Annotated in this window: 25 protein-coding genes; 12 read left to right on the forward strand and 13 right to left on the reverse strand. The window is 59.4% G+C overall.

The annotated features are described in order from the left end of the window. Positions 1-2: 2 nt before the first annotated feature. The 9 genes from AC1DF8_RS10905 to AC1DF8_RS10945 form a co-directional block, all read right to left on the reverse strand. The gene (locus AC1DF8_RS10905) at positions 3-545 is read right to left on the reverse strand and encodes a 3'-5' exonuclease family protein (protein WP_478153469.1); all 543 of its coding nucleotides are present in this window, start codon (positions 543-545) and stop codon (positions 3-5) included. A 118-nt stretch (positions 546-663) separates the two neighbouring features. Continuing rightward, positions 664-1,740 (reverse strand): ABC transporter ATP-binding protein, encoded by a 1,077-nt coding sequence (locus tag AC1DF8_RS10910; RefSeq protein WP_478153471.1) that lies wholly within the window; start codon positions 1,738-1,740, stop codon positions 664-666. 1 nt (position 1,741) lies between these two features. Further along, a complete protein-coding gene (locus AC1DF8_RS10915) occupies positions 1,742-3,670 on the reverse strand; it encodes a glycoside hydrolase family 127 protein (protein ID WP_478153473.1) in 1,929 nt (642 codons plus the stop codon). Positions 3,671-3,697: 27 nt separating this feature from the next. Beyond that, positions 3,698-4,561 carry a carbohydrate ABC transporter permease gene (locus AC1DF8_RS10920; protein WP_478153475.1) on the reverse strand — a complete coding sequence of 288 codons (864 nt, stop codon included), beginning with the start codon at positions 4,559-4,561 and terminating at the stop codon, positions 3,698-3,700. After that, the gene (locus AC1DF8_RS10925; RefSeq protein WP_112969037.1) at positions 4,561-5,472 is read right to left on the reverse strand and encodes a carbohydrate ABC transporter permease; all 912 of its coding nucleotides are present in this window, start codon (positions 5,470-5,472) and stop codon (positions 4,561-4,563) included. The genes AC1DF8_RS10920 and AC1DF8_RS10925 overlap by 1 nt, the downstream gene beginning before the upstream one ends. A gap of 82 nt (positions 5,473-5,554) precedes the next feature. Continuing rightward, on the reverse strand, positions 5,555-6,793 hold the full coding sequence (locus tag AC1DF8_RS10930) for an ABC transporter substrate-binding protein (RefSeq protein ID WP_478153477.1): 1,239 nt from the start codon (positions 6,791-6,793) through the stop codon (positions 5,555-5,557). Positions 6,794-6,833: 40 nt separating this feature from the next. Then, a complete protein-coding gene (locus tag AC1DF8_RS10935; protein ID WP_478153712.1) occupies positions 6,834-7,856 on the reverse strand; it encodes a LacI family DNA-binding transcriptional regulator in 1,023 nt (340 codons plus the stop codon). A gap of 187 nt (positions 7,857-8,043) precedes the next feature. Further along, entirely contained in the window at positions 8,044-8,397 is a 354-nt protein-coding gene (locus AC1DF8_RS10940; protein ID WP_049811517.1) for a hypothetical protein, read from the reverse strand. A 38-nt stretch (positions 8,398-8,435) separates the two neighbouring features. Continuing rightward, on the reverse strand, positions 8,436-9,404 hold the full coding sequence (locus AC1DF8_RS10945; RefSeq protein ID WP_478153713.1) for a GGDEF domain-containing protein: 969 nt from the start codon (positions 9,402-9,404) through the stop codon (positions 8,436-8,438). A gap of 229 nt (positions 9,405-9,633) precedes the next feature. On the opposite strand from AC1DF8_RS10945, the gene AC1DF8_RS10950 reads away from it, so the two are divergent. Next, positions 9,634-10,605 (forward strand): alpha/beta hydrolase, encoded by a 972-nt coding sequence (locus AC1DF8_RS10950; RefSeq protein ID WP_183886433.1) that lies wholly within the window; start codon positions 9,634-9,636, stop codon positions 10,603-10,605. 52 nt (positions 10,606-10,657) lie between these two features. On the opposite strand, the gene AC1DF8_RS10955 is transcribed toward AC1DF8_RS10950, so the two are convergent. Then, the gene (locus AC1DF8_RS10955; protein ID WP_113210142.1) at positions 10,658-11,554 is read right to left on the reverse strand and encodes a LysR family transcriptional regulator; all 897 of its coding nucleotides are present in this window, start codon (positions 11,552-11,554) and stop codon (positions 10,658-10,660) included. A 108-nt stretch (positions 11,555-11,662) separates the two neighbouring features. Then, positions 11,663-11,989 (reverse strand): hypothetical protein, encoded by a 327-nt coding sequence (locus tag AC1DF8_RS10960; RefSeq protein ID WP_478153480.1) that lies wholly within the window; start codon positions 11,987-11,989, stop codon positions 11,663-11,665. 359 nt (positions 11,990-12,348) lie between these two features. Between AC1DF8_RS10960 and AC1DF8_RS10965 the strand changes: the two genes are divergently transcribed. Next, positions 12,349-13,452 (forward strand): NADH:flavin oxidoreductase/NADH oxidase, encoded by a 1,104-nt coding sequence (locus AC1DF8_RS10965; protein ID WP_478153482.1) that lies wholly within the window; start codon positions 12,349-12,351, stop codon positions 13,450-13,452. A gap of 117 nt (positions 13,453-13,569) precedes the next feature. Further along, positions 13,570-14,688: a flavin-containing monooxygenase gene (locus tag AC1DF8_RS10970; protein ID WP_478153484.1), complete on the forward strand. Its 1,119-nt coding sequence runs from the start codon at positions 13,570-13,572 to the stop codon at positions 14,686-14,688. Here the strand turns inward: AC1DF8_RS10970 and AC1DF8_RS10975 are convergent. Beyond that, the gene (locus tag AC1DF8_RS10975; RefSeq protein WP_478153486.1) at positions 14,620-15,726 is read right to left on the reverse strand and encodes an aminoglycoside phosphotransferase family protein; all 1,107 of its coding nucleotides are present in this window, start codon (positions 15,724-15,726) and stop codon (positions 14,620-14,622) included. The genes AC1DF8_RS10970 and AC1DF8_RS10975 overlap by 69 nt on opposite strands. Before the next feature lie 310 nt (positions 15,727-16,036). Here AC1DF8_RS10975 and msrA point away from each other — a divergent pair, with 310 nt between their 5' ends. After that, entirely contained in the window at positions 16,037-16,549 is a 513-nt protein-coding gene (gene msrA, locus AC1DF8_RS10980; RefSeq protein WP_112546207.1) for a peptide-methionine (S)-S-oxide reductase MsrA, read from the forward strand. Between the two features lie 78 nt (positions 16,550-16,627). Here the strand turns inward: msrA and AC1DF8_RS10985 are convergent, their stop codons facing one another. Then, on the reverse strand, positions 16,628-16,798 hold the full coding sequence (locus tag AC1DF8_RS10985) for a hypothetical protein (protein ID WP_162710162.1): 171 nt from the start codon (positions 16,796-16,798) through the stop codon (positions 16,628-16,630). A gap of 85 nt (positions 16,799-16,883) precedes the next feature. Here AC1DF8_RS10985 and AC1DF8_RS10990 point away from each other — a divergent pair, with 85 nt between their 5' ends. The 8 genes from AC1DF8_RS10990 (at position 16,884) to queE (ending at position 25,757) form a co-directional block, all read left to right on the forward strand. Continuing rightward, positions 16,884-19,958 (forward strand): ATP-binding protein, encoded by a 3,075-nt coding sequence (locus AC1DF8_RS10990; protein WP_478153488.1) that lies wholly within the window; start codon positions 16,884-16,886, stop codon positions 19,956-19,958. Positions 19,959-19,983: 25 nt separating this feature from the next. Beyond that, positions 19,984-21,162 carry a YcaO-like family protein gene (locus tag AC1DF8_RS10995; RefSeq protein ID WP_478153714.1) on the forward strand — a complete coding sequence of 393 codons (1,179 nt, stop codon included), beginning with the start codon at positions 19,984-19,986 and terminating at the stop codon, positions 21,160-21,162. A 9-nt stretch (positions 21,163-21,171) separates the two neighbouring features. Beyond that, positions 21,172-21,915 (forward strand): TfuA-like protein, encoded by a 744-nt coding sequence (locus tag AC1DF8_RS11000; RefSeq protein ID WP_478153490.1) that lies wholly within the window; start codon positions 21,172-21,174, stop codon positions 21,913-21,915. 44 nt (positions 21,916-21,959) lie between these two features. Further along, positions 21,960-23,144 (forward strand): gluzincin family metallopeptidase, encoded by a 1,185-nt coding sequence (locus AC1DF8_RS11005; protein WP_113210150.1) that lies wholly within the window; start codon positions 21,960-21,962, stop codon positions 23,142-23,144. Positions 23,145-23,163: 19 nt separating this feature from the next. Beyond that, on the forward strand, positions 23,164-23,706 hold the full coding sequence (locus AC1DF8_RS11010) for a hypothetical protein (RefSeq protein WP_246715546.1): 543 nt from the start codon (positions 23,164-23,166) through the stop codon (positions 23,704-23,706). Positions 23,707-23,965: 259 nt separating this feature from the next. After that, positions 23,966-24,676, forward strand: coding sequence for a 7-cyano-7-deazaguanine synthase QueC (gene queC, locus AC1DF8_RS11015; RefSeq protein ID WP_478153493.1), 711 nt, complete (start codon positions 23,966-23,968; stop codon positions 24,674-24,676). Then, entirely contained in the window at positions 24,676-25,032 is a 357-nt protein-coding gene (queD, locus tag AC1DF8_RS11020) for a 6-carboxytetrahydropterin synthase QueD (protein ID WP_183850128.1), read from the forward strand. The genes queC and queD overlap by 1 nt, the downstream gene beginning before the upstream one ends. Continuing rightward, positions 25,029-25,757: a 7-carboxy-7-deazaguanine synthase QueE gene (gene queE / locus AC1DF8_RS11025; protein ID WP_478153495.1), complete on the forward strand. Its 729-nt coding sequence runs from the start codon at positions 25,029-25,031 to the stop codon at positions 25,755-25,757. The genes queD and queE overlap by 4 nt, the downstream gene beginning before the upstream one ends. Positions 25,758-25,875 lie beyond the last annotated feature (118 nt).

The raw sequence follows: 25,875 nt of genomic DNA on the forward strand, positions 1-25,875 counted from the left end.
GTCTACCCGCCTCTCGCCATCCGCTTTTGGGCGGCCTCGCGGACAAGCTTCCATCGGGTAAGCTCAAGCGTGGCGTCTGCCAATGCGCGATGCGCCGGGATTGCCGCCTTGCTTTCCTCGACGATACCGTCGATGAGCCTCGACAGCTCTGTTTCGGTGACAGTCGCTCCTGTCAATTCGCGCGCCGTGGCCATAAAGGCATCACGTGACTTGCCGAGCCTGAGAGCATGGCGCGGAAAGCCTGCGGCGCGCAGGAGAACGCTGAGCCATTTTCCGTCCCATGACGGCGCGCTCGCATAGAGATCATGGCCGGTCAAAACCTCAATCATTTCGCTGGCGACCTGTTCCACCGGCACGCCCTGCGACGCGAGCAGTGCCTGCGGAATCCCGTGGATTGCTTCCGCATCCGCAGCCCAATCGTCCCAGTCGGGGGCAGGCCGGATCAAGGTCGAGTGCGAACGTCCATCCTCGAACACCCAGGCAACTTCGATGGGAACGCTTTTCTTGCTGAGGGACGAAGCCTCGAAGTCCAGGAAAACGATCAATGCAACGCGACAGGCGAGAGCTGCCCTCCAGCGAAAGAGTTTATCCCGATCGGACCGTGCTTCAAGTTTCGGGCGCCGGCTCGAACGAACAGGAAATGCAGCCTAGCTCTGCCGGCATTTATTTGTCGAGCCGCGTGCCATCGGCGCTGAAGATATGGAGGTGGGCAGGATCACAGATGAAAGCGAGCTGACTGCCGGTCGCGATGTCGCCAGATCCTCTATATTCGACAGTGAGAGGCTGACTGTCGCCAAGCTGACAGTAGAGGAATTGAGTCCCGCCGAGATATTCGTCGAAATCAACCCTTGCCGCCAGAACCCCATCCCGCGGTTCGGCAATGCTCAGATGTTCCGGCCGCGCGCCGAGCGTGATCTTCTGGCCCGCCGTCAGGCCCGCGCCCCCGATCGGCGAACGAATGTGGTTGCCTGCCACCAGAATGCTGCCGTCACCCGCCCAGCTTGCCTCGAGCAGATTCATGCGCGGCGAACCGATGAAGCCGGCAACAAAGACATTATTGGGTCTTTCGTAGATCTCGCGCGGTGTTCCCGCCTGTTCGATATGCCCGTCACGCAGCACGACGATCTTGTCGGCAAGGGTCATTGCCTCGGTCTGGTCGTGCGTGACGTAGATCATCGTATTGCCGAGCTCACGGTGGAGCCTGGCGATCTCGATGCGCATGGAGACACGCAATTCTGCATCGAGGTTCGACAGCGGCTCATCGAAAAGAAAGACCTCCGGCTTTCGGACGATCGCACGGCCGATCGCCACGCGCTGCCGCTGTCCACCAGATAGCTGGCCCGGTCGGCGGTCAAGCAGATGGTCGATCTTCAGGATCGCCGAGGCCGCCTTGACGCGGGCCTCGATTTCCGAGGCCTGCGTCCGCGCCATTTTCAGGCCGAAGGCGAGATTGTCCCGCACACTCATATGCGGATAGAGCGCATAGGACTGAAAGACCATGGCGATGCCGCGATCAGAGGGATCGAGATCGGTGACGTTACGTCCCTTGATCTCGATCTCGCCGTCGGTGACATCCTCCAGCCCGGCGATCATGCGCAGCAGCGTCGATTTTCCGCATCCGGAGGGACCGACGAAGACGACGAAGGACCCCTCCGATATGGTCAGGTCGATGCCGTGGATGACTTCCAGATTGCCGAAACTCTTGCGAATTTCGGTCAGCACGACGCCCGTATCCGCCATTTTATTCACCGCGCGCCTCTCCGGCTCTGACCCAGACGAGCATCTCGCCCGGTTCGCGATTGTCCCAGAAAGGATAGGGCACGAAACGCGCGCTCGCCTGTTTTGCGGCAGGCGGAGACGTACGGTAGAGCGCGGCGCCCCAATCGGCCGTGTCGCGGCTGATAGGAAGGTCGAGAGCGACTGCCCCGCGAAGGCCTGCAATTTCTGTTGTCTTCGCCAGCGAGACATCGGCGGAAAGGGTAATCCCATTCAGCCCCTCGCCATTATCGGTCTCCTCGACGCAATAGACGAGCGGACCGCGCATCAGCGCCGTGCGGCCGGCATCCTGGCGGACCAGCGGGTTGGCAAAGAGCTTACGGGCGGTCAGCGGGATCGAGAGATCCACCTTGTCGCCGCTCTTCCAATCGCGCTCGATACGCGCATAACCATCGATGACGACGGATTGCAGATCGAGCTTTTCGCCGTTGACGGAGAGCGCCGCACCTTCGGCCCATTCCGGTATGCGTAGCGACAGCGCGAAACGGGCGGGATGGTCGACTGCCACATCGAAATGGATCGCGCCATCCCAGGGATAGCGGGTCTGCTGGGAAAGCTCGACCTTGGCGCCGGCAAGATCGAAACGTGCCTTGCTTTCCCCGTAGAGATGGACGGCAATCTCGTCTTCGGCGATCGCATACATATAGGAGCCGACTGATGCGAGCAGGCGGGCGATGTTCGGCGGGCAGCAAGGGCAATGGTGCCAGATCCAGCGGTGATGCTTGCCGGCACTTTCCAGCGGGTTCTCGTAGAAGAAGCGCGTGCCGTCGAGCGACAGACCGGCCATCGCACCGTTGTAGAGCGCCTGCTCCATGATATCGGCGTAACGACGATTTGGACCGCGGCCGAGCATGCGGTTCGCCCAGAAGACCAGGCCGACGGAGGCGCAGGTCTCTGCATAGGCGCTTTCGTTCGGCAGGTCGTAATAGTCGGTAAAGCCTTCGTTGGAGGCGGCCGGGCCGATGCCGCCGGTGACATACATCTGCTTGGTCGTCAGGTCGTCCCAGAGAGTCTCGAGTGCTGATGTCAGCGTATCATCGTTGTATTCGGTCGCGATATCGGCCATGCCGGCATAGAGATACATGGCGCGCACCGCATGGCCGACGACCTTCTTCTGTTCGCGCACCGGCAGATGCGCCTGGCCATATTCATAGGTCTTCTGGTGGAAATCGGCAGCACTGCGACCGTCGCGGGCAGCCTCGTCGGTGAAGAAATGCGGTTCGGTGCCGCGCTCGTCAATGAAGAACTTCGAGAGGTCGAGATATTTCTTCTCGCCGGTGACACGCGCCAGCTTGACCAGCGCAAGTTCTACCTCTTCGTGGCCGCAATAGCCGGGTAACTGGCCGGGGCCGTGGCCGAAGACCGTGATCAGGTAATCGGCATAACGGCTCATAATGTCGAGCAGCTTCTTCTTGCCGGTCGCCTGGTAATAGGCGACGGCGCCTTCGATCAGGTGTCCGGCGCAATAGAGTTCGTGATGATCGCGCAGGTTCGTCCAGCGCCGGCCGGGCTGTACACGTTGGAACCAGGCGTTCAGATAGCCGTCCTTGTCCTGGAGTTTCTCATACATGTCGATAATCTGGTCGACGCGGGCCTCGAGTTGCGGATTGGGCCGACGGTAGAGTGAATAGGCAACGGTCTCGATCGACTTGCCGAGATCGCTGTCCCAGAACATCTGCGTCGTGCCGCCCCAGGGACCGATCGGAATGACGACGCCGGGGCTCGGCTGCGTCACGTCGATTGCCTGCAGCATGCCGGCCTCGACACAGCGGTCGAGCAGCGTTTCGGCGGTGGAATCGCAGATCGCGTCCTGGCGATCGCCAAACAGCCCCTGCAATTCGACACTTGGCACGGCCAGGGGACGGAACTGGCGATCTCTTTTCAGCTGGTTCATGGCTTCATCCATTTTGTTGAAAGGTCATCATTTCACCGCGCCGGCCATCAGCCCGCGCATGTAGTAGCGTTGCAGGACCAGGAAGACGATCAGGCAGGGGATCGTCATCACGACGACGCCAGCCTGAACCGCGCCCCAGTTGATGGCGCCGAGGCGTCCGGCGCGCACAGCCGTCATCAGGACGGGAAGCGTGTATTTCTCGTTGCTGGAGAGCAGCACGAGGGCGGCCAGGAATTCATTCCAGGCATTGAGGAAGGCAAAGATCGCGACTGTCGCAATACCCGGCAGCACCAGGGGCAGAAGCACGCGGATCAGCAGTCTCAGATCCCGGGCACCGTCGATGCGTGCGGCCTCCTCGATCTCCTTCGGCACGGCGTCGAAGGCATTGCGCATCATGAAGACGGAGAAGGGAAGTTGCAGCGTCACGTAGACCAGGGTTAGCCCCAACAGCGAATTGTTGAGGCCGAGCTTCGCCAGGATGATGAAGAGCGGCGTCAGGATCGACTGGAACGGGATCATCAGCGTTGCGATGATCAGCACGAAGAGGGCATTTTTCAGCGGGAAGCGGTAGCGAGAGAAGCCATAGCCAGCGAGCAGGCTGACGGCGACCGTCAGCAGTACCGTTGCCAGCGAAACGAAGAGCGAGTTGATCATGTGCCGCCAGATGCCGGCGCCGAACGTATCGAGCAGCGCATAGGCATCGAAGCTGACACCTGTCGTCGGCCATGGCGGCAGCGGCGGCAGGCTCGACTCCGTACCGTGCCGGAACGAGGCAAAGAGCGTGATGATGAAGGGCGCCAGGAAGAAGATCGAAATGGCGATCCCGGCGACATGATAGGCCGATTGCGACCTGAAGCGCTTGCGGGCGCGGCGTTCCCGTGAGGAGATCATCAGCGTTCCTCCCCGACACGCAGCAGCCAGAGCTGGACGATGGATATCGCAACCAGGATCGCCAGAAGAGCGATCGACAGGGCGGACCCGTAGCCCAGATTGAAGGATACGAAGGACTGGTTGAAGATGTAGTAGACGACCGAGATCATCTTGTTCTGCGGTCCACCCGAGGTCATGATGTAGAACTGGTCGAAGGCAAGGATCGACCCGGTGACCGAGACGATCAGCGCTAGCGCAATCGTTTTGCGCATCAGCGGCAGAGTGAGATGCCGGAAGCGCTGCCAGCGGCCGGCGCCATCGATGCGGGCGGCCTCCGTCAGTTCGGACGGAATGGCCTGCAGCCCGGTCAGCAGGATGATCATCGTAAAACCTGCGATCTTCCAGACGACCATGACGATGATGGTCGCAAAGGCGGTATCGAAGCTTGCCATGATGTTAGGGCTTCGCTCGACGAGGCCGAGTGCGCGAAGGGCAGGGCCGAAGAAGCCGCTATCGACATTGGCAAGCCAGACCCACAGAAGCGACGCCGTCGCCAGTCCTACCACGACGGGCAGGAAGATGATCGTCCGGTAGGTGCTGACGAAGCGGCGTTCCTTTTCGACGAATATTGCCAGCGGGAAGGCGATCGCGAAGATCGCGATGGTCACGATGACGGTGTAGTAGGCGGTGAAATTCAGAGCCGCCATAAAGCGGCTGTCGTTCCACATGCGGGTATAGTTGGCAAAACCAATCCAGCGCGAGGCGCCCATCAGCGGCCAGTTGTGCAGGCTCATCCAGCCGGTGAACAGCACGGGCATGACGAAGAAGACGATGACGAGCGCCATGGCGGGCGCAATGTAGAGAAAGCCGCGCCATTGCGACCTTCGCCGTTTTCGGACAGCGCGCGTGCGCTGAGGACCGGAACCGGTCATCGAAACCTCCGCATTTTATAAGGTCTTCTAGCTTTGAATCGGCCGGGGAACTGCCACCGTCCCCCGGCCACGGCCGGGAGAGTTATTGGCCGCTGTYGATGATGGACTGCATCTCGGACTGGGCGTTCGAGAATGCGCCATCGACGTCGTCACCGAAGATTGCTGCGTTGGTGAAGGTCGCCCAAGGTCCGTTGGCGCTGTTGATCAGATCATTGAACTGCAGCGTGTAGGGTGTCTTGGCCACAGCGATTGCCTTCAGGCCCACTTGCATGCGGGGGTCGAGCCCGGCAAGCACCTGGTCGGCAATATCGCCGCGTGTCGGCAGGCTGCCGTATTTCGCCAGGACTTTCTGGCCGTCCATCGAATAGATGTATTCGAGGAATTCCTTGACCGCATCGATCTTCTTCGTGCCCTTGGTGATGACGAAATTGTCGCCGCCGGCAAAGGACGAAGTCTTGCCGTCGACGCTGGGGATCAATGTCACGCCGAAGTTGATATCCGGATACTTGGTGACCAGCGTACCGATGGCAAAGGCGCCAAGGCTCTGTTGGCCGATCTTGCCGTTGGTGAAGCTCAGGAAGCTCGTACCATTGTCGCTTGCTGCACTTGCCGGAACGAGATCCTTTTTCACCATATCGCGATAGAAGCCGACCGCCTTGCGCATCTGCGGAGTATCGAGCGTCGCGGTCTTGCTATCCTCCGAAAGGATATCGGCACCGGCACCCCAGACGAGTGGCGTGAAGGTGAAGATCATGCAGCCGCCACAGCCACCGCCCGAGAAGTAGAAGCCATAGGTATCGTCGCCGAGCTTGCGGATCTTTTCAGCGTTCGCCTCGATTTCCTCCCAGGTCGCGGGCGCCTTTTCGGGGTCAAGACCGGCCTTCTTGTAGAGGTCCTTGTTCCAGGCGAAGACAGAGGTTTCGACTGAAAGCGGCAGGCCGTAGATCTTGTCCTGATAGGTGCCGAGCTTGACATGCGACGGCGACAGCGAATTGAAATAGGGCAGGCTCTTGGCCCAGTCCGTCAGGTCTTCGAGCTGACCTGCCGCGGCAAAGGCCGGTGTGTAGATCAGGTCCATCGACAGGGCATCGGGCGCCTGGCCGCCGGCGATTGCCGTTGCATATTTCTGCACCAGTTCGCCGAAGGGCACTTCGGTGGTGACGACCTTGTTTTCATGGCTCGCATTATAGGACTCGACGACCTTGTTGAAGGCATCGCCGATACCGGTGCGGACCCACATTTCGATCTTTTCGGCAGCAGAAGCTGTCGAAGCCAGACAGAGTGTGGCAAGGCTGGTTGCCACCAATAGACGCTTCATCATGGCTCTCCTCCCAATAAGGCGCGTCTCCTTCGCGCCGTTGCTATATTCCGAGGGTGTCTCCCCCGCATGACTGCCGCACGACGAGACGGCACGGCAGTTTCCTGATGCCAGGCTCCACCGGACGTCCCTCCGCAAGCGCCAGAACCGTCAATCCGGCCTGCCGCCCCAGTTCCTTCAATTCCATATCGACCGTCGTCAGCGGCGGGCGCGTCTGGCCGGCGACAATCTCCCAATTGTCGAAGCCGACCACCGAAACATCCTGCGGCACCCGAATGCCGCGTTCGCGCAGCGCATCGATGACACCGCGCGCAATCTGGTCGTTGCCGCAGAAGATGCCGTCGGGCTTTTCGCCGCTGCCGCTCCACAATCTTGCGACGGCTTCGTGGCCCCAGCTTTCCGACCAGGCTCCAAACAGAACCGGCCGCTCCTCTCCCGCAACCTTACGATAGGCATCGGCACGCTCACGCACCGAAAAGAAATTCTCCGGTCCGGTGACATGCACGATCCGCTTGCGCCCGAGCTTTGCCAGCCATTCGATGGCAAGCCGCGCGCCCTGCGCATCATCAGAACTGAACGTCACGGTTCCCGGCGCTCCCTCCGTGAAGGCGTAGACGACGGGCACGTTCAAATTCGACAGGTCGATCGGCAGCCGTCTGTCCAGACGCTTTCCTGTGGCGATAATGCCGTCGACCTGTTTGTCGAGCATCGCCTCCACATGAATCTGACCGAGTGCCGGATCCTCCTCGATTGCGCACAGGAAAACCGAAACGCCGTGATCAACGAGAGCATCCGATATGCCGGCCATGACCGGCAGGGTAAAGCGACCATAGGTATCGTTGGTAAGAAGCCCGATCGTGAAGCTGCGCTTGCTGAGCAGCCCTCTCGCCAAAGCGTTCGGTCTGTATCCGATCTCTGCCGCTATGCGCTTGACCCGCTCGCGCGTTTCCGGTCCCATCCGGCCTGTATCGTTGAGTGCCTTCGATGCCGTCGAGATGCTGATTCCAGCTGCCGCCGCGACGTCATGAATGGTAATCCGGCCTCTTTTTTCTCCTGTTGTCTCCAGCAACCCCTCCCATCGAGCTTGCGATGAGAAAAGCTTTTCTCAATAGAATTGTCAAGTGAGAAAAGGTTTGCGCAATTGCTTTGATCTTGAGCGAAGTTACAGAAGATGGACGTACGATGGCCGATGATGAGCCGGCTTTTGGTCGAAGGCTGGCGCTGCGGGCTTGTTAGTGTGCGAACGCAATCACTTACAGATAGCCGACGTGGTCGCCGAACGGGACATCTTCATCCAAGTTGCCGCTGCCGATGCGCTCGCTCTCACCGGACAGACGTTCTTCGTCCGGATCAGGGGCCTCGGCATGGGGGTGGGTGGAATGATGGTCCAGATGCCGGCCCGCTGCCGGATCATCATCCGCATCGATACGGTCTTCGTCGCTGTCAGCGGAATGATGCTCGTCTTTTTTTCCACTGCCGGCGGTGATCTTTGCCTGTCGCTCGGCGACCCAGGCATTGTCGGGTTCGGAGCCGATGGAGGTGCTGTGGTTTACGTGTGTGGCCGAGGAGGGTGCGGTGGGCGAGGTGGGCGCAATCTTTTCGACCATTGGAATTCCCTGGCTTATGGCCCGACTGGCAGGCTTGTCTATGATTTCTGTCGCCCAAGCGGGTGCGCGTGGGGATCGATGCTGATCTGGTCGCGACCCCTCATCTTGGCCGCATAGAGCGCCAGGTCGGCCCTGCGATAGATATCATTGGCATAGTCTCCGCTCATGACACAGGCAATGCCTGCGGAAAAACTGTAGCGGAAGCTGAGTTGGTCGGCCAGCGGACGGGACTGTCTGACGGCAACCAGCATGCGATTGACGATTTCTGCCGCTTCCTCGGGAGCCGTGTTCGGAAGAACCAGAACAAATTCCTCGCCGCCCACGCGGCCGAGAATATCGGTCTTGCGCACCATCTTCTGCAGAGTAGCGGCGAAATCCTTGAGAACGGCATCGCCCGCAGTATGGCCGAAGCGGTCATTGATATATTTGAAATTGTCGATGTCGATAACTGCGAGGCAACCGACCTTCTCGGGCTGGTGCCCATAATTGCGCACCAGTTCCTCGAGCTTTGACATCACGAAACGTCTGCTCGGGATGCCTGTGAGCTCGTCGGTCTGGGCAGCCTTGATTGCGCTGTCGCGATCTTGCCGCAGCGTCCTCTGATCGGAGCGGATCGATGTCACGTCGCTCGCAATACACAGCATCCAGCCATTGGCCTGCATGGTTTCGGTCATCCATAACCAACGGCCGTCATGAAGGTCGGTCTCAAAGGCGCGAAACCCGCTTTTCCCGCGGCGGGCAAGCGTTGACAACAGCCAGCTCTCAAAGTCGGCCGCGGCAATGATCGTTCCGCGGCGGGCGTGAAAGTTGCGCCGCATCAGCTCGGCCCAGAGGGGCTGTTCCTCTTCTGTGACAAACCAGGCATCGCGAAACGCGCGATTGGCAAAACGCAGCCGGTCATCCTGGTCGTAGACCGCAACCATGACGCCCGCAACGTCCATCAGCTGCGCCATTTGCAACATTGCTTCCGTGTCAGCCAAGGTCATCATGCCCTCAGAACAGATCATCATCAGCTTGCACTATCCGCCCCACGTGAAGAAACAGTTAGCCGGTCTGCATATGCGCAGACCGTTCTGACATCATCAACAGTTGCGGTGCAATTCCTGCCAGGCAATTATTCCTCCAAGTGGAATAATACCTTCCGCATTCTGCAGATTAACGGATTCCGGTGAATGGCTATTGTTGGTCCCAGGCCAGCAAGGGCTGTTGGCGAATTTGTYAAAACGGAGAACTGAGATGAACAGACTGATCCTTTCCCTGATGCTGGCAACTGTCAGCTTTGCTCCCCTTTCCCAAGCCGTCGCCGCTCCTGCCAAGCAGGCTGCGATCACCCAACAGGTGCCGGTGACCGTGCACTATCGTTCGGCCAAGATCGATGGCGTCAACATGTTCTATCGTGAAGCCGGCCCGTCCGATGGCCCGGTCGTCCTGCTTCTGCACGGCTTCCCGACATCCTCGCACATGTTCCGTAATCTCATTCCGCTGCTCGCGGATCGCTATCACGTCATCGCGCCGGACTATCCGGGCTTCGGTCAGAGCGATGCACCCGATCACACCAAGTTCGCTTACACTTTCGCCCATTACGCAGACATGGTCGATACGCTCATGAACCAGCTCGGCGCCAAGAAGTATGCCATGTATCTCATGGATTATGGCGCACCAGTCGGCTACCGCCTGGCTCTCAAGCATCCCGAACGGGTGAGCGGGCTGATCGTCCAGAACGGCAACGCCTATGAAGAAGGCCTGCGAGAGTTTTGGGATCCCATCAAGGCTTACTGGGCCGATGACTCCAAGGAAAAGCGCGAGGCCCTGTCCAATCTTGTGGTCCTCGAGACCACCAAGTTCCAGTACACGGACGGCGTCAAGGACCTCACCCGCATCAGCCCCGACAACTGGGTTCACGATCAGGCCCTGCTCGACCGTCCCGGCAACAAGGATATCCAGCTCGATCTCTTCCACGATTACGGCACGAATGTCCCGCTCTATCCGCAGTTTCAGGCCTTCTTCCGCGAACGCAAGCCGCCGACGCTGATCGTCTGGGGCAAGAACGACAAGATCTTCCCCGAAGACGGTGCACATCCTTACCTGCGTGATCTTCCGGACGCCGAAATGCACCTCCTCGATACCGGCCATTTTGCCCTCGAAGACAAGCTGGATGAAATGGCGCCGCTTATTCACGACTTCCTCGACCGCAAGGTCGCAAAGTAAAACTCGCTTATACGAGAGCCCGCGCATTCTGAGATGAATGCGCGGGCCTTTGCTAATTGAAGTGCCTGTTGGACCTCAGTTTTCCCACCGCAAAATCGATGAAGCTCCGTACTTTTGCCGAAGCATGCCGGCCTTCCGGATGAACGACGTGGATCGGCAGGGCTTCTTCCTCGTAATCGGACAGGATCGTGCGCAGTTCACCTGCCTCGAGCTGCGGTGCGATCTGATAGGACAGGACGCGCGTCAGGCCCCAGCCGGAGGCCGCCGCCGAGATGGCAGCTTCATTGGTGCTGCAGTAGAGGCGCGGATTGACCCGCACGGTCGACTTCTTCTGCACGCCGAAACGCCATTCGAGCGATGTCCATGCACTGGTCGATGCGATGATGCGATGGCGCGACAGATCGCTTGGGCTTATCGGGACACCGTGCTTTTCAAAATAGATGGGCGACCCGCAGATGACACGCCTCACCTGGCCGACACGTGTTGCGGTGAGGCCCGAGTCCGGCAGATGGCCGATACGGATGGCCACATCGATGCCCTCATCCACCATGCTGACAACCCGGTCGACGAACAGGCCACGACCGATGACATCAGGGTAAAGATCGAGATATTCCGTCATCAGCGGCAGGACGAACATTGTCCCGAACATGGCCGAGGTCGTGACGGTGAGGGTGCCTGTCGGTTTGCCGTAGGCGCCGGCAGCGCTGGCTTCCGCCTCCGAGAGATCGGCGAGAAGTCTTTGGCAGTCCGCAAAATACTGGGCACCGGCTTCCGTCAGTTTGACAGATCGGGTCGTGCGCGCCAGGAGGCGTGTCCCAATGACGTCTTCCAGGGCGGACACGATGCGTGTGACTGCCGGCGGGCTCATGTGGAGTTGCCGTCCTGCATCTGCAAAGCTCTCGGCCTCCGCAACCTTCACGAAGACCCTCATTGCCTGCCATCGATCCATGCGCCCCACATTCTCGTGAAAATCTCGGTCCCGCACCAAGCTTTAAACGCTTTTATTCCGATCGCAATCTATCGGTCCCATAGCGTCAAGCCGCTGAACGGCAATCTTTTATCTGGCGGGCGATAGGTCCAGTCTCCTGATGAGGGCGGGCAGTTCCGACGCGATGTCCGGAACGCCGAAAGCCATCAGTTGCCGACTCGCGACCATGCTTGCCTCGTCGTCACCGGCTTCGATCGCCAGTGCGCATTTCACGGCGATATCGACAAGCAGGTCGAAGCTGCCTCCGCGTTTTGCAGCATCGATCTCCGCGCCGCTCAACGCCAGATGTTTCGCCTCCTCCTCCAGCAATCGGACGGCGTGGGGATCATGTCTCGCGTTTGCGATGGCCAGTTCGATTTGTACGCGCATGATCGGGGTTATGAGATCTTTACTCACTTCATTCTCCATAGGCTGCGAATAGCGGTCGTCTCTTCGCTCGCCGTTTCGAGCCTGTCGGCAAAGATGTCGGGTGACGCTTTGGCTGGTGGAGCGATCGCGAGCCGTTGGCCATTCGCAGACGGAGCACCATCGACGCATTGGTACACCTGGCCGCATTGGGCTAGAACAGGGGTTCTGCTGAAGACTTTCTTTCCAATAGCGAAACAATCGAAGAAAGCCGCTCCGCTGAGGCTTTTTTGCAAAAGCGGACCCACACCAAAGAACAGTTCCTGACACACGGAGGCTCTGCTAACCGTCTTAAAACGCCGACAGAGTGCTATAAACCGAGACAACTGCATTCAGCTTCGAGGAACGCCATGCCCCAACCCGTCCTGTTTTCTCCCTTCACCGTGCGCAGTCTTGAACTCGCCAACCGTATCGTGATCGCGCCCATGTGCCAGTACTCGGCCGTCGACGGTTGCATGACGGACTGGCATCTGATCCATCTTGGACAGTTGGCGCTTTCCGGTGCCGCACTTCTGACCATTGAGGCAACCGCTGTCGTTCCCGAAGGACGCATCACCTTTGCCGATGTCGGCCTTTATGATGACGCCTCCGAAGCCGCGATGGCCCGTACGCTCGAAAGCATCAGGAAATGGTCGGATATGCCAATTGCCGTGCAGTTGGCGCATGCCGGCCGCAAAGCCTCGACCGAGGTTCCCTGGAGAGGCGGCGGTCAGTTCGCGCCGACCGATTCGAACGGATGGCAGACCGAGGCACCTTCCGCCGTTGCCTTCAACCCGAACTACGTGCCGCCAACTGCGCTCGACCGCGATGGCATGAAGCGGGTCCGCGATGCCTTTGCCGCTGCCGCACGGCGGGCAGCGAAAATCGGCATTGATGCCGTTCAGATCCATGGCGCTCACGGCTATCTGCTGCACCAGTTCCTGTCGCCCTTGTCGAACCTGCGAACCGACGACTATGGCGGCTCGCTGGAAAACCGCGCCCGCTTTCCGCTGGAGGTTCTCGATGCCGTGAGGGATGCCTTTCCCTCCGATCGGCCGGTGACGATGCGCGTTTCCGCGACCGATTGGGTCCAAGGTGGTCTGGAGATTTCCGAGAGTGTGGAATTTGCCAAGATGCTCAAAGCACGGGGCTGCAACGCCATCCACGTATCGAGCGGCGGCCTGCATCCCTCCCAGGCGATCCCGATCAGCCCGAGCTACCAGGTGCCGCTCGCACGAGCAATCAAAAGTGCCGTCAAAATGCCGGTCATCGCCGTCGGCCTGATCACAGAGCCGACGCAGGCCGAGGCAATCGTGGCGACCGGGGATGCGGACCTGATCGCACTTGCGCGAGCCATCCTCTACGATCCTCGCTGGCCCTGGCATGCAGCCGCCGAGCTCGGCGGGCAGGTCAAGGCAGCCAATCAATATCTCCGCTGCCAGCCGCCGCAGCTCAAAAACCTGTTTGCGAAATAGGACCGAGCGCAAATATCCGCGCGCGGAAAACGCTGTCTGCGTGATCGTTCGGGCGGCTGTCTGGCACCATGATTATGATGTACCCTTCCGGCTACGCTAAATGGGCGGGAGGGGCTCATGACCGATACGGGCACAGTGATCGTCGGAGCAGGTCCCGCCGGTCTTGCCTGTGCGGCGGCGCTCAGAAAAAATGGCCGCTCCTCGTTAATTCTCGAGAGTGCAGACAATCTGGCTGCCTCGTGGCGAAGGCACTATGATCGGCTGCATCTGCATACCGCCAAGGCCCATTCGGGGCTGCCCGGAATGCCAATGCCGGGAGAGTTTCCAAGATATCCCTCACGGCTGCAGGTGATCGACTATCTCGAAACCTATGCGCGCGCCAACGATGTCAGGATACGGTTTCGCAAATCGGTCACGCGTATCTGGCGGGAGCAAGGCTGGATCGTCGAGACGATCGATGGAGACGCCTTCGACGCCCGAACCGTGGTGATCGCGACCGGGCTTTCCAAAGCCCCGATAAGGCCGGTCTGGAAAGGCCAGGAGAGCTTCGCGGGGAAGATCCTGCATTCCTCGGAGTTCGCCAATGCAAGGGCATTTGGCGGGGGCCGGGTGCTTGTCGTCGGCTTTGGCAATTCAGCGGGCGAGATCGCGCTCGAATGCGCTGAGGAGGGTCTTGAGGTCGGCATGTCTGTGCGCGGGCCGGTGAACATCGTCCCGCTGGAAATGTTCGGAATTCCAACCGCGACAATCGCCATTGCGCAACGTTACTTTCCGTACCGACTTGTCGACGCCCTCAACGCGCCGCTTTTGCGTCTGCGCTACCGCGACATGGAGAGATTGGGGCTGCAAAAATCCACGGATGGTCCTCTGACCAATATCGCCGAGAAAGATCGTACACCTTTGATCGATATTGGAACCATGGCAGAGATCAGGATCGGAAGGATCAGGATCTACCCGGGCATTAAAAGCTCGGATCGTCACCAAGTGCATTTCGCCGATGGCCGATCGGCGGATTTCGACACCATCGTCCTGGCGACTGGTTACCGTCCCTCGCTGGAAGCCGTATTGCCGGATTTCGTCGAGAGATTTGATGGCGCCGACAGGCCGAAAAGGGGAGATCTCCAGCCAGGGAGTGACGGTCTTTATTTCTGTGGGTTCAATCCGGCCTCAACGGGCCTTTTGCGTCAAATCGGCATCGAAGCTATCAGCATTGCCCGATCGATAGCGGAGCGATGAATGAAGCTCGGATCGAAATCCCATGAGCGCCAATGTCGGGAATGGCGGCTTCAGTAACGACGTCAAGAGCCAGGTCCCGTGGTCATCGTGCGGAGATCCCGGATCAATCCGCCGGGACCGTTTTCGTTGGTGGGTTCGAGGCCGAGCTTCGTCAGCCAGCACCACATGCTGACCCGATGGAACAGCGTATAGAGCCAGAGCGCCCCGCTCGATATCGGGATGATCGAGAGCGCCGTAGCCCTCGAGGATGGGTTTCCGGCTGCGCGGATCTTCATGTGCCGAACAGAAGAGCGCCTTTGCAAGATCGAAGAGCTTGTCCGCTGCCCGCGCATTGCCGAAATCGACAAGCCCACTGAGCTGAAGTCCGCCTGGATCGGTGCGCAGGGCCAGCACATTGCCCTGATGAAGATCGTCGTGGCAGAGGACGGCGCCGCTGCTTTCCCGCAGGAGGTCGAAGCTTCCTTCTGCCAGTTGCTGCAGACGACGCCCAAGATCGGCATCGCCGCCGAAGTCGCGGAACCGCCGGAACACATCCTCGAACGCTGATGTCATATAGTCGGCATTCGTCGGCATCGGTTTGGCGATCCCGTGGCCGACTACGTAGCCATAGGCCGGCATCGGCATTGCATGGATGTGTCTCAGCAATGCACCCATCTGGCGGTAGGCATTGTCGATATCCGGCTCCGCTACCCAGCCGCGCAGCGAGCGGCCGGGCAGCAGCGGCAGCAAGGCATATCGCAGCGGCAAGAGGCTTCGCGACTCGTCGATCGCAAGCCACTTTGGCGCAAGCGGTGTCAGCTCCGTGAACCAGCCGGCCACAAGCTTCTCCTTGGCCGGTCCCCATTCAGGTTCGTCGGGATAGATCTTGAGCACCAGCGGTTCGCAATCAGCGCCGGCGAAGTCGATCCTGTAGACCTCCGTGCTGCCGCCATGCAGGCGGGCAAAGCCGTCGGCGACAAGCCCAGGATCGAGATTTTGGACGATCCGCTGGATGGTTTCCCTATCGAGCTCCAAGGTCGTTCGTCTTTCCGGTGCCATCTGTAGTCCCTGGACGACGCGCGCAGCCATTTTTAAGATGCGAGGCCAGAAGTTGCGTACTGGAAAAAGCCACCCGGATGATCGGTCGGCGCGGAGTGGGCGCAGAATGCTGTGCCCAATACAGCCGGTCAATCTCGTTCCGTCGAAATATGCCTTGGCTTTGCGAGCTTCTGGAAGCCGGACGTGTCTTGATGAAGGTTTCGATGTCACTGTGGTGGACTGGCGATTATTGAGCCGAATACCCATATAGGCGTCAACGAAGCGCACCTGACGATTCCCGTCCAACTCGCGCATTGGAAAGGAAAGTTCTATGACAACAGAACGTGCAGTACTTGCTGGCGGCTGCTTCTGGGGAATGCAGGACCTTATTCGACGCCTTCCCGGCGTTGTTTCAACGCGCGTCGGTTACACCGGTGGCGAAGTCCCCAATGCAACCTATCGCAATCACGGCAACCATGCCGAAGCGATCGAGATCATTTTCGATCCGCAAAAGACGAGCTATCGCGATATCCTGGAATTCTTCTTCCAGATCCATGATCCATCGACCCGCAATCGTCAGGGCAATGACATTGGCGCAAGCTATCGGTCCGCAATTTTCTATGCTGACGAGACCCAGCATCGTATTGCCGAGGACACGATCGCCGATGTGGATGCTTCGGGCCTCTGGCCCGGGAAGGTCGTGACGGAAGTCGTTCCCGTCAGCGATTTCTGGGAAGCCGAGCCGGAACACCAGGACTATCTCGAACGTATTCCGAATGGCTACACATGCCACTTCGCTCGTCCGGGCTGGAAATTGCCGAAGCGGCAGTCGAACGTCGCTTGAGCGTTGTCGATCAGGAAAATTGAACGGACTTGACGAGCGGCGGCCTTCCGGGCCGCCGTTTTGATTCACGAGATCATTTCAATCTGTCCGTATGGCCTCCGCATCATGATCAAACCCTTGTTTGATCATCTCGCTTGGGTGCCTGCCGCCATCGTGATATCCACCGCTTTCGGCGAGGGCGATGCGAGGAAATTGCACGCCCCGCTGGCGCTTTTTCCAGCGCCATTCCACGCTCCAGCGATCATGCATTTTGTCCGCCGACAATGCGGAAAACGTATGTTATCGTTTGCTTGAATAGAAGTGATTGTCGATGTTTTGAARGCAGGAGCCGCGTATGACTCGCGACACGCCAATCGATAAACAGGGGCGGTCTGCAAGTATCACGACCGGCGATAGCCGCTCTTCTGAAATTCATGGCGAGCGGCGGGTCGTGACTGCGCTTTGCTATGATCTGGTCGGCTCTACAAATCTCTTCAATCTGATGGATCTCGAAGACTACCAGGATCTGCTGGCGGCCTTCCTGCAGGCGGCGCGCCAATCCATCACCGCGCATTCCGGCGTCATCCGGGTCGAAGCCGGGGACGGCGGAGTGGCGCTTTTCCCGATCGAACTCGGACCGAGAGATGCAGCATCGGCTGCGATCCGCGCCGGCCTTGGAATCGTTGAAGCGTGCCAGCGCCTTGCCCGCGATCTCAAGCGCGACGACGTGCAAGTGCGTGTGGGGGTCGCCACTTCCGTTGCCCTCATCCGGGAAGCGCAGTTGCAGAACTGGATACACGAGCCCGTCACGGGTGCCGCACTCGCTCTTGCAACACGGCTCGAGGCCGCTGCCCAGCCAAACACCGTCCTGGTTTCGGACGAGACACGAAACCTCGCCGGTCGTTCCCACGCCTTCGTATCGGAGGGTACGCGCCTGTTGAAAGGCTTCTCGGAGCCCGAAAGCGTCTGGAGAGCGATCGGCCACAAACGGGAGGTCGACCGGTTTCACGCCTTCGGAAGGCTGGACGGTACTTTCATTGGCCGTGTCCACGAACTCGAACGGATCGGGCAAGCCTGGACCGCCGCCGCTGAAGGCAAGGGCAGGATCCTTGTCATCACCGGCGAGGCCGGTATCGGGAAGTCGCGGATGCTTCGGCAAGTCAGGCGAATGATCCATGCGGAGCCCGCAAGATCGCTGCTCTTCCAATGCCTGCCGGGAGGCGTTCGCTCGACGCTTCACCCGCTGCTTAACAGTTTCCCCCAGCGCCGATCCGAAACCGCTGACGGCGGACGCCTGACGGTCGATATGGTTGCCGCCCAATTCGCTCGACAGGGTATTCAGGATCCGGACGTCATCGACATTTTTTCTTATCTGCTCGGCGCCGATGGGCGCAATGAAGCTCTCGCAGGCAGTTCCCCCAAGGTGATACAACAGCGCGCACGACAGGCGCTGTCAAAGGCATTGAGCGTCATCTGCGAGGAAACGCCGCTGGTCATTGCTGTCGAGGACATTCACTGGATCGATCCGACTTCCGAGCGTCTTCTTCACGAAGTGGCCCGGCTCGTGCCCACGCTGCCTGTGCTGCTGATCGTCACCTGCCGACCCGGTTCTGAGGCCGGCATGTTCGACGCGGACGCCGCGGAACATATTTCCCTCGGCCCGCTCGATCGCGATGAAACACGGCTGGCGATCGCGGCGCGCTGGCCGACGGATCGCCAGGATGCACTACCGCAGCTGTTCGAAGTAACCGAGCGCATATCCGGCGGCGTGCCGCTTTTCATCGAGGAAATATGTCAATGGGCCTCTGAAATAACGTCCAAGGACGCGATGAGCGTGCCCCCAAACACATCCCGCAGCCATGTTTCCGCCTTCGAAGGAATATTGGACTTGCGGCTCGAACACCTGGGTCCGGCCAGAGACGTTGCCCGTGCCGGAGCCGTTGTGGGCGATCGTTTCACCATTCCGCTGCTTCGCGCATTGCTGCCGGACACGAGCAGGAAATCGCTCGTGCATGCGGCCGAAACGCTTTGCGAGACCGGATTCTTGACCCGTGTGCGTGCTCATGGCGATGTCGCATATGGCTTTCGCCATGCTCTGATCCAGGAGACCATCTATAACGGCCTGCTTAAGACCCAGCGTCAGCTTCTCCACCGGCGCCTGTTCACGGCAGCAAACAGCAATCGTCCGGTCGTAAATTGGCTGGATGCGGGTGCACTTGCCCAGCACGCAGAGTCTGCAGGCCTCCGGGAGCATGCGATTGCATTGTTCATAAAGGCCGGAAAGGAGCTCGCCAGGCGTTCGGCAATGGTCGAAGCGCGCCACCATTTTGAACGCGCCCTGGCGCTGTGTGAGTCTATGCCCGGAGGTGCCGCCGATGGTTTATACCTCTCGGTGCTGACCGAGCTCGGGCCGCTCCTGACGGCAACGGTCGGTCCCAACTCGGCACCGGCGCGGATCCTTTACGAAAAAGGCGTCGAGGTCGCACGACGCCAGGCCAAGGAGGATCAGCCCAAGTGGTTTCCGGTCTATTGGGGTTGGTGGCTGACCGGGCAGAACTTCATGGAGATGCGCAGCCGTGCCCGTGAAGTTCAGGTCATGCTGTCAGGAATTGCCGATCGCGAGATCGAACTCCAGGTCAATCATTCTATCTGGGCGATCGAGTTCAATGTCGGCAGGCAGGAAGATGCCCAGAAAGCGATAAGGGCGGGGCTTGCGCTTTATGACGATGAGGCGGCCAAAGCGAGCCGCAACGTGTTCGGCGGCCATGACGCGAAGGTCTGTGGTCTTGGACAGTTGGCGCTATCCCTCTGGCTGACCGGCCAGACCGAGGCTTCAAGCAAGGCGCTTGCCGATATGGTCGCCTTTGCGGACAGCATCGCCCATATGCCGAGCAAGGCGCACTCGCTGGATACCGAGGCAGTATCGGCATTCTACCGCAACGACCATGCTCGTCTGATCGAGATTTCCAGCAGGATGGGTGATTTCGCGAAAAAACACGAATTGCAATCCTTGTCTGCCCTCGCAATGCTCTTTCGCGGATGGGCGACTGCGCATGTTGAAAATCTGTCCCGCGGTCATGAGATGTTCCGCACGGGTTTGGCGCTCCTGAAGGAGCTTGGGGCCGTCGCGGATCTGCCGATCTATCTCTACATGCACGCCACAATGCTCGGCCATGCGCGCAAGTATCAAGCGGCGATCGATGTCGCCACCGACGCGATCCGTGAGGCGAGGGCGACAGGCCATGGTTACTGGCTAGCCGAACTCCACCGGCGTCGCGCGCTCTTGCTGTCGAGCGCCAAGGCTGAAAAGACGGCTCTCCTGTCCGATCTGAGAATCGCCGTCGCCATCGCGGAAGAGCAGGGTGCGGTTGCCTTGCTGCACCGGACGCAACGGTCCTTGAAGGAGCTCGGCCTTGCTGGCGAGTCCTGACATTTGCCCTGCAGGCGTCAGTGAGATGCTCTCGGCATTCTATGCCGGGATCAGAGATGGAAACATGTCTCCTACATCTGCAGGATCGGACCCTGAAGATGCAGAGGCTTATTTCCGCTCCTTGTTGCCTCTCTGTCGTCGCGCCCGGATCACACGCATCGCCGACCTGACCGGCCTCGACCGGATCGGGCTTCCGGTCATCCAGGCCATACGACCCGCGGCATTGTCCGAAGTCACCTCGCTCGGCCGCGGATTGTCCAAGGCGCCTGCTGCCATCGGTGCAATCATGGAGTCGCTCGAGCGCTATTACGCCGAGGCAATCCCTGCTTCTCGCGTCTTCGTGTCGACTGCAGAAAGACTGCAGGTTGGCGCCGGATTCTTCGATGGTTTCAGTCCCGCTGCTTCTCGGGAAAATTGGCGCGAGCGCGAGATCGACTGGATCATGGGCGTCGATATTGCGACCGGCGCTCTCACCCCCGTGCCGTTTGAACTTGTGCATACGATCTACACCGATCCGCCACCTCGGCGTGACGGCGTATTCCTGCGCACCACGACCGGCCTTGCATGCCACCGGTCAGACCTTGCCGCCTTGCTGCATGGGCTACTGGAATGCATAGAGCGGGATGCGATGGCGCGTGCTTTCGAAACCCACGGCCTTATGGACCGGATGAGGCTGTCGTTGTCGGGACTGGGAGCAGCGGCTCAAGATCTTCTGTCACGCATCGCCGAGCACGGAATATCGGCCGCCTTCTGGTATGCGCCATCGCCAGCAGGGATCCCGGTCGTCTGGTGCCAGACGATTGAAGCTGGCGAAGGCGAGCCCACGCTCGCGCTGCCGACGGAAGGTTATTGTGCCGGTCTTGATATTCATCAGGCGGCGTTCGGCGCGCTGCTTGAAGCGCTGGCGGCCCGTGCCGGCGCGATATCCGGTGCGCGTGACGATCAGACGCGGAGACATTATCTGAGGCCGAGCAAGGCAATGCTTGCCGACGCGCGCGATCTCATCCTAGGCAAAAACGCTCACTCGACCAATTTTCCCGGTGTTTTGCCGCCTGCTGTCGACCTCGTTGATCTTCTGGAGCGGGTCATCGCTGCTGGACTGGGGCCGGTTCTTGCTGTTCCGGTTGCTTTGCTGAACGATCCGAGCATTCGTTGCGTGCGCACGATCCTTGCTGGCATGCGCCCCTTTTCCGTCGAGCGGTGAGGATCCGGAATGGATCAAGGCAAGGACGGCCCAACACTCGTTTTTCTCGGTCCGACCCTGCGTTTGCCGGAAGCGCAGCACCTTCTCGACGCGATATACCTGCAGCCCGTTTCGCAGGGAGACATCATCCTTGCCGCGCACGCGTTTCGCCCGAAAGCGATGGTCTTGATCGATGGCTTCTTTGAAGACAGACCCGCCGTGCGCCATAAGGAAATTCTCTGGGCGCTGTCGCAAGGCATCGTGGTGATCGGCGCGGCAAGCATGGGCGCGCTCCGGGCTGCAGAACTGCACCCGTTCGGAATGATCGGTGTCGGCCTCATCTATCGCTGGTACAGGCGGTGGCCGCTGACGGCGGAAGATGCCGTCGCAGTCCAATGCGGGCCTGCCGAACTCGGCTTCACGCCTCTCACGGAGGCCATGGTCGACCTTCAGCGCAGTTTTAAGGCGCTCTTTCGTCGTGGCCTGATCTCAAAAGCCGAGATGGATGCCGGTACCGCTGCGGCCCAACGGCTTAATTTTCGGGAGCGCTCCCTCAGAAAGGTAGTGATTGCAGCGCAATGGCTGCCGGAGAAGGCAGCCTTGCTTCGCAGCCATCTCATTATGCAGAAGAAAGCCGATGCCAGACTGGCACTGCAACTCGCTCCCGCGCTCTTGAAGTTAAAACAGGAGAAGCTGCCCTGTACGATAACCAATACTTTCCTTCGCGATCTGGAAGCCGGATCTATTGACATCAAGTTAATTAGAAATTACTAATTTAATAAATTGCCATACAACTCATCTCACCGAGGAGTTGAGCTATGGAATTATATCCCGACATATCACTTGAAAAGTCCGCGCAGGCTCTTGGAACGCGATGCTGGATATTTCCCCAGCCGCCTTTTATCCTTGGCTATGAGCAACCGGACCGGGTCTTGCTGTCCATATTGCCCGATGAGATTGGCGATGGTCCAAGCGACATCTTGATGTATGTCGCCGATCCGCTCTTCGACAAGGAGCCCTACGGGTTCAGCGGTCTTCCCCCTTATGGCGGCCCTCGACGGCGCTCCGTCCGATCCGGCCCTGATGGTCATTTTGACAGCCTTGATCCGAGATCACGCGATTATCTCGGCGTTCATGCCTATGCATGCGTGCATTTCGTTCTGGACGTCTGGCGCAATTATCTCGCCCGGCCGATGCATTGGTTCTTCTCCGATTACTATTCAAGGCTCGAAATCATTCCCTTTGTCCGGTGGAACAATGCGCATGCGGGCTTCGGCTTCATCGAGCTCGGCTGCTCAGAGGCAGGTGGCGAAGAATCGCCCTATGCGTTGAATTTCGACACGATCGCTCACGAGATCGGCCATCTGGTCACGCTCTCGCAGATGGGGCTTCCAGATAGCCTTTCCCGCGACGCGGATTTCTTTCCGTTCTCCGAGGCCATCTCAGACAGCATATCGTTGATTTCTTTTCTGCATTTCGAATCCGCCATCGACCGGCTGCTGCGCCGGACGAAAGGAAATCTCCTGCTTTACAACGAGCTCAATCGCTTCGCCGAAACAAGCCCGGAGACGCAAATTCGCCTTGCGACCAACTTCCGGCGCATGTCGCAAGTCACGACCGAGGCCCATGATCGCTCGCTGCCTTTCCTCGGTGCGATCTTCGATACGATCGTCGAACTCTATCACCGTGAGCTGGTGGCCAGCGGCTGTGCCGATCATCGTCTGCTCTCTGTCAATCTTCGCGATCTGACGCAGGACGAGTTTGACTGGTTCCGGCAAACGACAGCGGAGGCTTTTCGCGACAAACCGCTTTTCTTCAAGCTCGCCTTGATCAAGGCGAGAGATTCAGTGGGAGGGGCAATCGGTGCTGCACTTCATAAGCTGGATCCGGGCGCGATGCGTCTTGGGGATGCCGCGCTGGCTATTGTCTCGGCTGCGGATATACGGGCCGCCGCGCAACTGGAGGAAAACTTTGTATGGCGTGAAATCATCGGCTCGAGGTGAGCCAGAACAGGAGGGGAAAATGAGCTGCTGCTCTGAAAATCCGTTCGTCGGAACAGGCAATCTGCCATTCAATCCAAGCGAGGTTCGTCTCTATGGACGAAACGAATATTGTCCGCCCGACGAAGCCCAGCAGCGATCCGAAGCTGCCCAGGCAAAACCTATCCGGGATGGTGGCGTTGAAGCTGGCAAGGACAAGATCAAGCTCAGGGTGGACAACTGCCACATTCTGATCGATCCCGGGAAGGTCGACATAGTCAGCATCGGCGTGATCTATGGCTATGCCTATGAGGGACACTGCTACAAACTCCCGAAACCGCGGATCATGTATCTCCCGGTCAAGGCCACGGAAATAGAGGGAGATGACTGCGGATGCGATTGCGGCTACTCGAACGCACTCGGCTATTCCGTCTGGTCGCTGGACAAACTCGAACGCGTGATTGCGCTCGATGTGCGCTCCGACGATATCAAGACGCTGATCCTTGACGAGAACCTTCCCGGCAACCGTTCGCCGCTCGCCTATGCGCAGACGCAATCGCTGGCGCCGCAGCGGCTTCGCGATTGAGAACCGGCAAGCGTCCGGATCAAGGCCTGCCTGCTCTCCGTTCGACGCCAGGACGGAGAGCAGGCGTCACCTGCTCGTCCCGGTCCGACACGACGCGACGGTCTGTCTTCGCGAGAGGCGTCCCGCATGCCCTGCAGGTGCTTCGGCATTGATGGTTCCTGCCGGCAAAGTTACTGGACTTTGCGGCATCGGAAGTTTAGTACGTGCCTCCGCTAACCGGTCGCAGCCCACCCGGTTCAACAAAACAAGGGATCCTAAAATGAAAGTACTTGTCGTCTGCTCAGGCGGACTCGACTCCATTTCGCTTGCATACAAGATCGCGGCGAGCCACCAGCTGATCGGGCTGATTTCCTTCAACTACGGTCAGCGGCATGTCAAAGAGCTGGAATTCGCGGCTCTCTGCGCACAGAAGCTCGACGTTCCGCACGACATCCTAGACGTCTCGAACGTGGGCAAGCACCTGACCGGCTCCGCCCTCACGGACGATATTGAGGTGCCAGACGGCCACTATGCTGAGGAGACGATGAAGGCAACGGTCGTGCCGAACCGGAACGCCATCATGCTGGCGATTGCATTCGGGCTGGCCGCAGCACGTCGGGCAGACGCCGTGGCGATCGCGGTCCATGGCGGAGACCATTTCATCTACCCCGACTGCCGGCCGGGTTTCATTTCGTCGTTCGAGGTCATGCAACAGCATGCGCTCGAGGGCTACGCAAACGTCAGATTGCTCGCTCCCTATGTGAACGCTACGAAGGCCGACATTGTCATCGATGGCGCCAGGCACCGAACGCCATTTGCGGAGACCTGGTCTTGCTATAGGGGCGGTCGCCTGCAGTGCGGAAGATGCGGCACTTGCGTCGAGCGTCGCGAAGCTTTCCATCTCGCCGGTGTCGAGGATCCGACCGTCTATGACGATCCGGATTTCTGGATTGCGGCGACGGGTGGGTACAGAGCAGAAGAGGCGAAGTGATGTACCGGATCACCAAGGAGTTCCATTTTTCCGCCTCGCATCAGCTGTCCCATCTTCCCGACGACCATCAGTGCGCGCGTCTCCACGGGCACAATTATATCGTCGAGGTCGAGCTTGCCGCCTCCGAATTGAACGAGGACGGCTTTGTCCGCGACTATCACGAGCTTGCGCCTCTCAAACGGTACATCGACGAAGGCTTCGATCATCGACATCTCAACGATGCGCTGGGCCATGATCGGGTAACGTCAGAATGGCTCGCCAAGCATTTTTACGACTGGTGCAAGGAAAGGCTGCCGGAAACCTCGGCGGTCAGGGTAAGCGAGACGCCGAAGACATGGGCGGAATATCGCCCATGACAGTCAGGGAGCAAAAGATCCGCATCAGCGAAATATTCGGACCGACGATCCAGGGGGAGGGGCCGCTCATAGGCCTTCCCACAGTCTTCGTCAGAACGGGCGGATGCGACTATCGCTGCGAATGGTGCGATACCCTCCATGCCGTCGACAGCGCCTTCCGCGACGAATGGACGCCGATGTCGGTCGACGACATCTGGTCGAAAGTGGAAGCGCTCTCTCAGGGCTGTCCGCTGACGATTTCCTTGTCTGGTGGAAACCCGGCAATTCAGCCACTTGGGCCGCTGATAACCAGGGGAAAGCGCGACGGTTATCAATTCGCTTTGGAAACGCAGGGCTCGATCGCCCAGGACTGGTTTGCAGAATTGGATCATTTGATCCTTAGCCCGAAACCACCGTCCAGCGGAATGGAATTCAAGGCTGGTGAACTAGGGGAGTGCGTGGCAGCTGCACGCAATGGTCCCCGGATCGCTATGAAGATCGTCATCTTCGATGAGCTTGACTACGCTTTTGCAAGGTCGGTCGCCAGGGAGTTCGAAGAGCTTCCGATCTTTCTCCAGCCGGGCAATCACACGCCGCCGGTGGAAGATGAAGTGCTGGTCGATCTCGACGGCATTCTCAACCGCATGCGGTGGCTGGTCGATCGGGTCGCCTCGGACCGGTGGTTCGACGCGCGCGTTCTCCCGCAGCTCCACGTTCTGCTCTGGGGAAACATGCGGGGCGTGTGATCGCCTCCAAGGAAATCTCGGACCGCCGGGGATTTGCGACCTTGTCGCCGGTCGCTGCGGCGTCGCCATCTATCTGTTGAGAGGAACGCAAAACTGCCTTGACGGCTTCCCATCTTTC

Source organism: Rhizobium sp. 05N49, from assembly GCF_056396805.1.